Source organism: Glutamicibacter sp. 0426 (assembly GCF_001906485.1).
Classification (GTDB): Bacteria; Actinomycetota; Actinomycetes; order Actinomycetales; family Micrococcaceae; genus Glutamicibacter; species Glutamicibacter nicotianae.
In genome coordinates, this window is the sequence record NZ_MPBI01000005.1 from 11,515 (window position 1) to 23,929 (window position 12,415).

Below are 12,415 nucleotides of genomic sequence, written 5' to 3' on the forward strand. Positions count from 1 at the left end.
TCTAGATCAGGAAGATGGACGGCTCGTTAGTGCGTCCTGCCAGTACCGGGAACACTTCATTGGCGTTGACCAACACATTGTTCGGACGTGACTGGCGTGTATACCGGAAACGATTCTTCTCTGGGGTCTGAGTCACTGCTAGTGGCTCATTCATCGAACTTCCGACATCTAGCAAGTAGGCCAAGTCGTCGCCTTCTAGATGAGCCTTCTCATCCATATCGATGATGAACGCCTTGCGGGACTTGAGCACGTTACGTGAGCGCAAAGTACGCTCATCGATCTCTAGCTGACGGATCACGCGAATGCTACTTGGGTAGCGTCGCGTCAATTCCATCGCCAGAGTCTGGTCTGCGCTGTCTTTAAGCACAATCAAAAGACCGACAAACTTCTCGCGGTTCTTCTCGAAGTAAGCTCGTGCTCGTTCAGCGCCAGCTTCGTCGTCAACACGAGCGACCAACTGTACCTTGTCGAAATAAGTTGCATGAGCAATGCCAACCGCGCTGAGAATCTGTTCCGCACGATGACGGTAGGTGTTCTGGAAAGCAATATGCATGCTTGCACGCTGATGGGCCAAGTACTCGGCTTCGGTGATGTTTTTGATGTCAAAATCGTCGCGGTCAGCGTAGTAGACACTGTCACCAAAGAAATGCTGAACACCTTGGGCAGTGTTCGACAGCACCACAGCGCCACAAGCTGCGAGTTCGAATACGCGACGCGCAAACATGGTGTCCGAGTCCGCTACGGTGTTGAGGGTAATTCCGTATTTCGACTGTCGGTAAGTATCTGCAGTCTCAGCGTAGGAAATTGCCGGGCGTGTGTACTGCTTGTAACGCTCAGGGTAGGCGTAGGCCTTGTCCGGTGAAGAATACATGCGGTCATAAATGACCATCTCGTTCTCCGAAGACAGAACGTTGTCAATAATCTTCGATGCAGCCTTGGCACGCTTTGGGTAACGTCCATACCAGGTACCAGCAAAGTTGACGCTATTGCCGGCACCGTAGGAACCAACTGGGTTGAACAATTTTGGCTGAACCGCAAATGGAAGGACATCCGCATACGGAACGCCAACGTCGCGGATGTATAGATCTACACATTCGACGGCAGTAGTGAATACATAATCGAAGAGTGCGGAAGTACGAATGAAGTCATTGATACGGTCAGAGAAGTGGACAGGGTCTTCTTTGTTCCAGAAAACGGTAGGGATGCCCTTTTCGTGGCAGTAGTCGAGAATCTCGATCAGTTCCTTGCGATTTTCCTTCTTGAACTTAATCGAAGTATAAATCTTGCCCTGCCAAGGGTGTTCCTGTGGCGAGCCGCCTTGCCAGGCTGATTCGCAGATAAAGAGCTGAGGCTTATGAGCGTCCATCTGCTCACGCCAAGTTTTAGGCTTCAGACGCAAGGTCTTGAACTCCGGCTGGAAGCTGCCGTAGGTAAAATCATCGGCAATCATGGCTACAGGAATCTGGTGGCTATAAGGAAGGCTAGATCCACGGTATGCCTGATCTGCATCGTCTGCGCGCCAGGTATCGCGGCCTTCCTTGGACAACACCCACTGCACTCGTTCCTTGCCTGTGATCGGGGAATAGGCAGAAGCCTGGTTTTCAATAGGCGCAGGGCGCTTTGCACGTTTAGTAATACTGGCAGCGAGAACCGCCTTCGGTTCGTCAGTTTCATCATGATTAGGAAGAACTACAGCCTTGGCGGGACTGCCGGCCGCGGCTCCCCCAACTACAGTATTCGATGACAACGCGTTTATTCCGTGCGCAATGGACTTCTGCGACGCTAGCACCTTCTTTTCCATGCTCTTCAACTGATCTTCGACAGCCTTCGCTGCCATGGTGTTAGTTCCAGAAGGCTGCTTCGAGATGTCTACTCGAATACGTTTCATCTGGTCGCGAGTGTCAGCACGGAACTTGGCGTCAATCTTTCCGTCACGTTGCGACAGCAACGTACGCGCAAGCAAGAACCCAGCTGCCACAACTCCTGCAATTATTCCTACTAGGAGACTGGCAGCCAGTAGCCACACCGTGATCCCCAAAGCCAAGGCAAGGATGATGTCTAACAGCCCTCTAGCGGCGAGTAGTAATGTGGATTTATCGACACGTTTAGGCAAACCAACGCCTTCTCTCTGCACAGCGCGAACATTTCAGACGTCTAAATATTACCGTCTATCACCCTAGTGGAAAAACTTGTGCGTGCCGAAGGCGAGTCTGAACCGGGCCAGATACTCTTAACACTACTGCTCTATTCAACGTACGCTCAGCAAAACTTTTCGAAGTTTTAAATTAGATGTAACTTTCAAATATCTCGGATCAGTGGGCATGGCGACGGAGAAACTTCAATTTACCTAGCAACCCCGCTGATTAATATCGCTTCTTGCAGATGATGTTTATTGCGAAAGTCTAGAGTGGGCCCCGCGCGACTGTTCGGGGCCCACTTTGATTTAGCTTCAATTATTGTTAGACGCTTCGGAACAATGTGTCCACCCGGTCAACGAAGAGACTGATGTCATAGTTGCTGCGCATGTAATCTTGCCCAGCTTTAGCAACACGGTTGAAATCTTCTAGGTTTCGCATACGAAGTATGTACTCGGCCATTGCTTCCGTGTCTTCGAAAACTGAAGTTTCTGGATAGACATATTCAACTCCACGCCACGGAAGGAAAACGCCTTGATTGCCAGCACAGAATGCTTCGCCTGGGCCGACATGTGACCCTTCATGCTCACTCGTTGACAGTACAAATCCATACTCATGGACGGACTCGTAAGTATTCACCCATCCAAGATTGTGAACACTGTCGGTCAAGTCGTTGTTTTCAATGAAGCTGTCGCAAGCTGCGAAGTACGCCTGTTCCAAGGGGTCACCTGCTACCCACGAGAGCTCCTTGTAGCTTTTACCCATAACAGTCAGCGAGTATCTCTTGTCAGTTTCCCTGAGTTTTGCTAGCACTTGAAGAGCTTTCAGATAGCCTTTCCGCTGGGGAACAGCTCCAATAATTGCAAGTTGGAAGACACGATTGGCCTCGCTCGAGTCCGCCTGCTTATACGAATCCGTGAAATAGAAGTTTGGTATAAAGCGAACTTTCCCACGATCGAATTCGAAACGTTCGATCAAGTCCTCCATGCAATGAGGTGCAATAGTTACGAACGCTGAAACTGCTTCACGTTTAATCTGATCACCGTAACTGCGCCCCAATTCGTACCGGTGCATGCGAACTACAAGCGTTTGAGTCGGTTTAACTCGTTCCGAATACCAAACGGAAGCTGCGGTCAGCCACTCAACCCATATGAAGTCTGCCCACTCCAACCACTTTTGACTATGGGATTCCGTGTGAAGAACTTCGGTCGGCCACTCATCGATTTGAACTTGATACTTTTTTCGAAGCAGCGGAATCGACGGTTTCATGAACTTCAGATCGTGCCCAGCAATCAATAATCGAGGTTTAATTTCCTCGGTAATTGCTTTGATGTCGGCTTTGCCTAGTACGGAAACTAGGTCCTTGACGTGAGGGTCCGTGAAGGTGATCTCTCGAAGTGCAACCTTATGCCTCGCGAAAAATTCAGCAAAATATCGCAAGTCTCCATCGTCTACATTCGTTGGATCCAGGTATCGAATTACGAGCCTCAGCGCATAGTTGATAGTCCGGTCTCCATGAAGCGCTAAGTAGCTGAGTCCGCGTCCAGTGAAGGAATCTTCAACTCTTTGCCAAGACGTAACAAGCTCGCGCAGTTCTCGGCCAGAATAATAATGCATCGCGGAATCTCCGCCTCCCGGCTGACGCATGTAGTGAAACAGCGGATGATCCACATAGCCAATGGACGATGCACTATTCATTGCTGCCGAAGTGAAGACCAAGTCTTCGCCCATGCGAGTCGCAGGGTCGAATCGCCAATTATGGTGATTCAACAGCTCACGCTTCCAGAGAGCTGAACAGTTAAGACTTTGTCCTGAGGCGATAGCGACAATCATATCCTCAGTAGACATATGCTCAGTTAGTTTAAGCCTGTCTACAATGGTGCGTCGTTCACCCCAATAATTAACTTCAACTGGTCCTCGAACCAAATCATGATCATGCTTCAGGGCAAGGGCCAGACCTGTAGTAATACCCTTAGCGTCGATCTCGTCGTCACCGTCGAGCAAGAAAATGTACTGACCCAGAGCCCTATCAATTCCGATATTTCTCGGCGTCGATGGGGAACCCGAATTCGATTCAGTTTGATACAAGGACCAGTTCTCGTACTTCTCGCATAGCTTGGACAACGTCGTATACGTATTGTCGGACGACTTATCATCTACGAAGAGAACTTCAATTTCGCGCTGTCCTAATAATTCGACTAACGCAGGGTAATTAATCAGCTTTTCAAGCGAATCAACACAGGCACCGAGTTTATTGTCGGCGTTATGCATCGGTACGACGATGCTCAATACGTAGTCAGCGCCAGCGTTCTTTGTATTAAAGCTCATCGAGGAACCTCCAGGATCGGGCGGACAATGTTCGGCTGCAAAATTGAATTCACAACGTCAGGTGCGGCGACGCGCATTCCATGACGAATTATTCCCGCATTCCACCCGATATCTTTACGATCGGATAGAGCAATCGGTTGATGTGTGTACTCCCCGTGGAGCAAGGTTGCTTCGACAGATTGGCGTAACAGCTCTTGATTTGGGTCCACCCAGATAAGATCCCCAGTCTGCACAAAGTTGCTTGCCGGCACGTCCTCCTTGGCCATAAGTGATTCGCTTACCGCAGTTACGTTCTTAGACATATATCTGGTCAAGTAGGCACTCGACTGAGACGTCGGAACTTCGGAGGAAATCACTAGTAGCAAGCGCGAGAAAATATTAGATCTGCGCTTGTAATAAGACAAAGCTACCTCAGCTTCGTCAAAGGATCCCACACGAGTAATCATCGTAGGATTCTCACGAACCGACGTAAACGGCATACCAATGAATCTCAGTATCTCTTCGAAGCGATGCCGGTAAGTATGGGCAGCTAACGTCGAATTCAATGCGCGCATCGACATCGCAGAACGTTCATCACGACTAAAATCATCTAATCTTCGGTTAGTCCGGTCGAAGAAGATCACAGCGTCCCCATAAATACGTTCTATTCCAGGGGAATAGTTCGATATAACAGTGGCACCTGAAGCTGCCAATTCGAAAACACGTCGTGCAAACATCGTATTAGATCCAAGGACTGTATTGAAATTCAGCCCAATCGAATGTCTACGATAAAGCGCAGCGGTTGCCCGATGATTGACAGGGCGGTGAATATAATCCGCATATGATTCTGGGAATGCTAAATCACCTTTATTGCCGAAATTTCGATCGTGAATCGTCAGGTCCATTCCAGAATCTAGGACGTACCTGAATCCGGCATGCATTAAATCGCTGCGCTCTTGATGAATTTTGTACCAAGCGCCAGCAAATACTGCACTTTCTTCACGTTCAATGACACCTAGAGGGTTGAACGTACGCGGTTGTGCAGCAAATTGCATAACGCCAACTCTGTCAGAAGGCAAGAACTTACAATAGTCAGAAACGACTTCCTCTGCCGTCGTTAAAACGTAGTCGAATCGCGATGCCGTAGAAACGAAGTCGTTCACTCGATCTGAGTAATGAGTGGGATCTTCTTTATTCCAGAAAATCGAAGGAATTGAGTTCTGCTTAGTATACTTAAGGATCTCAAAAAGGGTGCTTCTATTTTCATAGGCGAATTTAATGGAACCGTAGATTTTTCCCCGCCATGGACGAACTTTGCTGTCGACCCCGGACCAAGCCGATTCACAGAGAAAAATATCTGGCTGAAATTCTTCAATTTGGTCACGCCAAGTATCCGGCAATAAAGCCACAGATTCGAATTCTGGAGAGAAGCTATTGTAGGTAAACTCATCACAAATTATTGCAACCCTTACCTTATTTGCACGCCTCGGACCACTAGTTTGGTAGTCGTCTGCAATGAAGTTCAGACCCCTAGGCTTAGCAGCGATCTCCTTGCTGATAGACCAGTCACGGAAAACCTCGGAATTTCCAGGCTCTCTTTGAGCCCGATTCGTAGCCCGTTGCAACCACGGTTTTTTAAGACCAGGGTCAGCAAACTTAGTAATCCAATCGGGAACGCATTCGGAAGTCTCCCCCGAGAAACCGTTGTCGTCCAGTGGAACAACATGAATTTCATGGATCATAGTTTGCATTTGCGGTTTCCAAGCCGCACCGGAAACTACAACACGCGAAGCACCCGGAGGAACTTCCAAGGATTTAACCGTCTTCTGAATCGGCTGCTCTTCACGATCCCGAATCGTTAGATAGAAGAACGGCCCCAATTTCGTACTTTGCGAAAAGTGCCCCGCAGGGATACAAACATTTCCAGAACCATCAAAGAATGTGTATTTAAGCAGCGCCCCACGTTCCACGAGATTCTTTGTGCACTCCGCTGCAATTGCTATAGCAATATTTCTTGTACCAGGTGGGATAGTGTACCCGAATCTCACTCCCGAAATGTCGGTCGGGACTTTAATAATCTGCATTGGTACTTTCGTCGTCATTGATCTTTCCGAAGATAGGGGCAGGTAGCGCACATCACTGGCTTTGTCGCATATTCGGCAGTGTTAGAAGTACCTGTACCGTGGCCATCGTTACTATGCTACTTCATCACATGCGGGAAAGTTCGTATGACTTAAGTATTATGAATTAGTTAATTTCAGGCTTCTGTTCATAAAAGATCGATTGCTCCTGAAGCAGTGGGCCTGGTAAGGACTCAAACCTCAGTTTTATGAAAGTTGAGGTCACCCTTAAAATTGATGCAAGTCATACCGATTCAAGGCAACTGCTGGCCCTGGTACCAACGACAAGCATTCCTCGATAACTGATAATAGTGACAGTTTTCCACTCGACGTCGTGTAGAGCAGCTTTCAGCAAATAATTACTCATACGCGCTGAGCTACAACTACTCCATCCCCACTTTTCAAAAGTAGCTAACCGCCTTCTACATCTTCGGCATGGTCTCCACTATTCGATCAAACCACCAACCATAAGCACCTTCGACATAATGGAACGGGGCCACACCCCACTGGTGGTACTTCGTAGAAACAGCCATTTTGGAAGGAAGACGGATCACGTTGAATCCGATCGAGCCTAAGTGATCGTAGTACCGAGCATACTGCTGGTTCCATACCGTAGCATTCCGGAATAGTGCTTCCGGAACAATGGTCCCGTCAAGTGAAGCATCAGTGAATGGAGCGCTTAGGACGAAGCACTTAGCCATATTTTCACTGAGCGATTGCTTCATCGCCAGGGCCGCAGGCATCCAAAGTTCAAAATGCTCATCGGTTCCAAAAGGTATATGAGTGCCCAATTGCAAACTTTGCCGAACTCCCGATTGAGCAAATTCAGCCGAAGGGGTGATGTAGCTTTCTCCAAACGGGTACACACCGAACCGATCATCAATGATGTCTATTAGAATTAGATCACTCTCAGTAGCGTTCGTATGCAATCGTTGAAACGCATCAGATCTGAAATCGCCGGCTAACATTTCATTCTGGAACTTCGAGCTCAATTCGGTATCAAGCATTGGTTCCTGAGCTTTAGAAGCTGCGCTGATCAAAGACTGCCTCGCCACGTAATCTATACAATTCATTGTTTTCTTCTGCAATGCAACGAGATCTCGTGAAACGCATGATCCATAAACTGTGACGTTAAGCATCAACTTTCCTTTCTTTTAAATACCTGAATATATTTCTATTAGTAAATTCCGTTTAGCCTAATGGGTCCAAATGCGAAAATTTTTCATCGAATTAAAGCGCAGGTAAGACTAGAGAGTCTCGTAGATCCCACACGCAAAAGAAAGAATTACCGACCATCACGGGGCATTATTCGATGATTTCCCTCCCCTTAGCAGCCATGAGATCGTTCACGCAAATTCCTTACACGTATCCAAGGAACTAATTTGTCGTTGGACCATAGATACTCATCGTGAAGCGCAACATTGCCGTAGATCTTTCCGGAATCTTCTACAACTTACTTATCCCTGTTAGAACGAAAAGTTGATTTCAGGTAATTGGTTCATTCTTAAAAACTTATTGAAGACACGATACTTTTCACTGAGACCGTCAAATACTTTTTCGTAATTCAGCGAAAGTTCTAAGTCCCGTTGGTCGTTTTCGATAGCATCGGTAAGCGTGACATGAGGGAGACTTAGTGCATCGACCATTTCCTGTGTACGTGAATCATGTACTATCCACAGTGCCGGCTTTCCCGAATTCAATGCGGCCATGTTTGCGTGGAAACGCGTACCATAAGAAAAACGAATTTGTTCCATGTTGAATTCGTTCCATGATTCCATACCTGAAAATCGCCGGTATCTGCGAATGAAATAGTTAGTTACTTGGTCTCTAGATAAAGGATGCTTCGGATTGTCAAATAGAAAGTGCATGTTTTTTGGCAACGATACCAACTCGAAGTTATGGTTTGCTTCGACAACAAATCTATAAAGATCGTCCTTTGCTACACCAACCCAAAAATGGTCGGAGTAAATTGCGCGAGCCATGAGTTCCTGTTCTGCAGGCTTGCGATAATTTGTCATATTATAAGAAACGTTACCTTTTCTCCTGCTGGTAAGAAAAGTACGTAACTCTGAAAACGCACGAGGGTTTTGGAAGAAGGAAGGGCAACCGGTAACTACAGTATTTTTCACACCGGCATAGTCACGGAAAACGCTAGACGTAAATTCACCTCTGACACTGATCGCCTCGCATTTTTGCCCAAGGAAGGACATGAAATCTATTGCTTCCTGCGGAAGCTTATGATCAGTGGGATTCCAACGGCGTGGTGCTTGTACGCCGATACCCAGGACCACAAGCGGGACGGTAAGCTTTTCCAACGAAGCTTGCAAGTCCTTATAGGACTGCTTCCTTGGATTACTCATGTCTTCGAAGAGTATAAAGTTTGCGGCCGAGAGTACATAATGGGAGGCGTTTTCATTCGCGAATTGAATGGCACGATCAAAGTCCATTGAAGAACGAGTTCGAAGTTGACGAGCATCTAGCACCTCTCCCTTTCCGGTCTCCCAAAAGGAGAAGGGTGCTTCAGCATGGATCGCATTCCCTGCGTTGTCATACGAACTATCCAGTAGACTGAATTTACCCGACGGTGCCGGTATCTCAGGCATTCTGTGGAAGACTCTTGCCACACCATCTGAAACGATCATTGAAATACCCTCTGATATCAGAAATCTACAGAAATCTCTTGAAGTGAGTGGCTTCGTAGGTATGAGTTGAAGTTCTCAAACATTGACCCCAAGTTATCGAACGTCTCCTCATAGTCGACAAAATTCTCCATTTCTGGCGTCGTCATTTCACTAGCTTGTTGAATTGTCATATTCGGAAGGTGCAAAGTTTTTGTTAGTTCTGCAGTTCGAGAATCGTGAGTGAGCCACAGGGCAGGTCGACCAGATAATAAAGCTGCCATATTCCCATGGAATCGAGTGCCGTAACTCATGCGCACGAATTCCTTATTAAATTGATACCAAGGATTCACATCGCGGAAGATCCGGTATCGTCGAGCGAAGTAGTCAACTAGTGTTTGCCGACGAATAACCGGTTCCGTTCCTTCTAACAACGAGTGAAATGTTTCTGGTACCTCAGCGATTTCCGGCGATATCTGGACGTCCGTAGCAAATTTGTGCATTTCTTTCGAATGGACTTCCAACCAAAAGCTATCTTCTTGAATCGCTCGCGTTAAGAGAATCTTCTCCTCTGCCTTATTAAAATGCGTAGCGTTAAACGATAATTGTCCACGTCGGGGCCCACGAAGATACTCCTTAAGCTCCGTAAAGGCTTCTGGGCGCTGAAAGAATGACGGGCAGCCTGTAACTTGCGTGTTCTCAACACCGGCGAAATCTGCGAAAACCTTGGCAGTAAACTCACCGCGAACACTGATGACCTCACATTTGTCACCAAGGAACTTCATAAATTCAATTGCTTCGTCCGGTAAATCCTCTCGGTTCGCTTCGCCGGTCTTCGGAGCCTGAGCCCCAAGCCCAAAAATTACCAAAGGAACTTTGCAAGCGTCCAAACTGTTCATGAGCGAGACGTACGCCTGTTTTTTTCGTTCTGTATGATTCTTGAACTGGATGAAGTTCGCACATGAAAAAATGTAATGGGAACACTGGCTGTTGATGAACTCCATTGCCGTCGGAGCTTGATAGTGGTAACGCCAACCGGAGCGTCGGACGTCAACTGCACCGCGGAACATTCGGTAAGGCGCCACGCCATGGATCATGTTTCCAGCATTTTCATCGGCGTAGGGAAAATCGTCTTCAAGGGAAGTCACGATTCCTCCGACAGCAATAGGCTTCAAGTAGGCTCCTCAGTATTTGGTGGCGTGTTCGCTAGTTCCATGTCAGGCATCTAACTCTTGTCTCGTTCAAGACTACGTGTTTGACAGCAGTCAAACTAGTCATGACGCGCTTATATGCGCTTGTCAGTCCTCAAGTCTCTTTTACTTGGTACTTACCAACTTCAAAGCATTCAATATCGGCTTGTATTCGTTTGAAGATTCTGGCGCGGTTGGTCCTGGTTTTAGCGCACGTCTAATTTGCAATTTAGCAGTTGGTAGCTGAAAATCCCCTTGGAATATCCAAGGGGATTTCATTCGCTGAATTCACCTCTGGACTCACGAGGATTGCTCCTTTTGGAGTCCAGCTGCAAAACCTAGTCAGCCAAGTTGATCTCGCGGGCAACGCTCGCGCCGATAGCTGCACCAACAACGTCTAGCACGCCGCCCGGCAGCGCCGAATCAATGTTGATGACTGCCAATGCTTCAGCCTTCTTCTCATCGCGCGATACCTGCATACCGGCGATGTTGATACCCTGCTCCCCCAGGACGTTGCCCAGCGAGCCAACGACACCAGGACGATCCGCATAGCGGACGACGATCATGTGATCCGAAATCGGGATTTCGATCTCGTGACCGTTGATGCCCACCAGCTTCTCAATCTGCTTGGGCCCGGTCAGGGTGCCAGCCACTGCAAGCTGGTTCCCTTCATTGGTGGATCCCTTGATGGTCAGCTGGTTGCGGTACTCAGGCGAGTCTGGGGTGGTGATCAGACGAGTGGCGACGCCGCGCTGCTCGGCCAGGACCGGTGCGTTCACGTAGGAAACCTGGTCAGAAACTACGTCCATGAAGACACCCTTGAGCGCCGAAAGCTCCAGGGCCTTGACATCGAGTGCCGCAATTTCGCCGGCAACCTCAACATCAATGCTGGTCAGCGAGCCGGACGCCAACGCGTTAAAGATGCGGCCCAGCTTCTCGATCAGCGGGATGCCAGGGCGGACATTCTCATCGATGACGCCACCTGCAACGTTCACAGCATCTGGAACCAATTCGCCGGCTAGTGCCAGGCGAACCGACTTGGCAACCGAAACGCCAGCCTTCTCCTGTGCTTCGTCGGTCGAAGCGCCAAGGTGCGGGGTCACGGTGACATTGTCGAATTCAAAGAATGGAAGGTCGGTGCTTGGCTCCTTGACGAAAACGTCAATGCCAGCGCCTGCAATCTCTTCATTCTTCAATGCTTCGTACAGCGCGTCTTCGTCCACTAGACCGCCACGTGCCACGTTGACCACATAGGCGGACTTCTTCATCTTGGTGAAGGCGTCCTTGCCCAGCATTCCCACGGTTTCCGGGGTCTTCGGCATGTGGATGGTGATGAAGTCGGCTTCTGCCAGCAACTCATCCAAGGTCAGCAAGGTAACGCCCAGCTGCGCGGCACGTGCCGGGGTGACGTATGGGTCATAGGCGACAATCTCCATGCCGAAGCCCTGCAGGCGTGCTGCGACGAGTGCGCCGATGCGGCCCAAGCCGATGATGCCGGCCTTCTTCTCGTAGAGTTCAACGCCAGTGAAGGAGCTTCGCTTCCATGCGCCGCTCTTCAGCGATGCATTGGCTGCTGGAATGCGTCGTGCCAGGGACACGATGTGGCCAACGGTCAGTTCGGCGGCGGAGATGATGTTGGAGGTTGGTGCGTTGACTACCATGACGCCAGCCTGGGTGGCAGCCTTGATGTCCACGTTGTCCAGGCCCACGCCGGCGCGGGCGATGACCTTCAGGTTCTTTGCGGCGGCGATTGCCTCAGCATCTACCTGAGTGGCGGAGCGCACGAGAATTGCGTCTACGTCGGCAATGGCTTCGAGCAGCTGGGAGCGGTCCGCTCCGTCGGTCTGACGAATTTCAAAGTCGGGGCCGAGTGCAGCAACGGTTGCTGGGGACAGTTGTTCGGCCAGAAGTACGATGGGCTTGTTGTCAGACACGGGTGTGGCACCTTTGCGATTTCTTGGGCTGATGGTGGCATGAAAGCAGCTGATTGTAGCTGCCTACATTTCCAGAGTAGCGCTATGTATCCCCCGTTTTCCCTTGAATTC

General features: G+C 49.0%; 7 protein-coding genes. All 7 read right to left on the reverse strand.

The window, feature by feature from the left end; all coding sequences use genetic code 11:
• Nucleotide 1 precedes the first annotated feature (1 nt).
• Nucleotides 2–2,113, reverse strand: coding sequence for a glycosyltransferase (locus BKX98_RS12715; protein ID WP_073707526.1), 2,112 nt, complete (start codon nt 2,111–2,113; stop codon nt 2–4).
• A 346-nt stretch (nt 2,114–2,459) separates the two neighbouring features.
• Nucleotides 2,460–4,463 carry a glycosyltransferase gene (locus BKX98_RS12720; protein WP_073707527.1) on the reverse strand — a complete coding sequence of 668 codons (2,004 nt, stop codon included), beginning with the start codon at nt 4,461–4,463 and terminating at the stop codon, nt 2,460–2,462.
• Nucleotides 4,460–6,544 (reverse strand): glycosyltransferase, encoded by a 2,085-nt coding sequence (locus BKX98_RS12725; protein ID WP_083586877.1) that lies wholly within the window; start codon nt 6,542–6,544, stop codon nt 4,460–4,462. The genes BKX98_RS12720 and BKX98_RS12725 overlap by 4 nt, the downstream gene beginning before the upstream one ends.
• A 440-nt stretch (nt 6,545–6,984) precedes the next feature.
• Nucleotides 6,985–7,701, reverse strand: a complete 717-nt coding sequence (locus BKX98_RS12730) for a DUF6270 domain-containing protein (RefSeq protein WP_143181119.1) — start codon at nt 7,699–7,701, stop codon at nt 6,985–6,987.
• Between the two features lie 327 nt (nt 7,702–8,028).
• Nucleotides 8,029–9,204: a polysaccharide pyruvyl transferase family protein gene (locus BKX98_RS12735; RefSeq protein WP_083586879.1), complete on the reverse strand. Its 1,176-nt coding sequence runs from the start codon at nt 9,202–9,204 to the stop codon at nt 8,029–8,031.
• Between the two features lie 17 nt (nt 9,205–9,221).
• Complete coding sequence (locus BKX98_RS12740; protein ID WP_143181120.1) at nt 9,222–10,328, reverse strand: polysaccharide pyruvyl transferase family protein; 1,107 nt, start codon at nt 10,326–10,328, stop codon at nt 9,222–9,224.
• A 380-nt stretch (nt 10,329–10,708) separates the two neighbouring features.
• On the reverse strand, nt 10,709–12,304 hold the full coding sequence (gene serA, locus BKX98_RS12745; RefSeq protein ID WP_073707532.1) for a phosphoglycerate dehydrogenase: 1,596 nt from the start codon (nt 12,302–12,304) through the stop codon (nt 10,709–10,711).
• Nucleotides 12,305–12,415 lie beyond the last annotated feature (111 nt).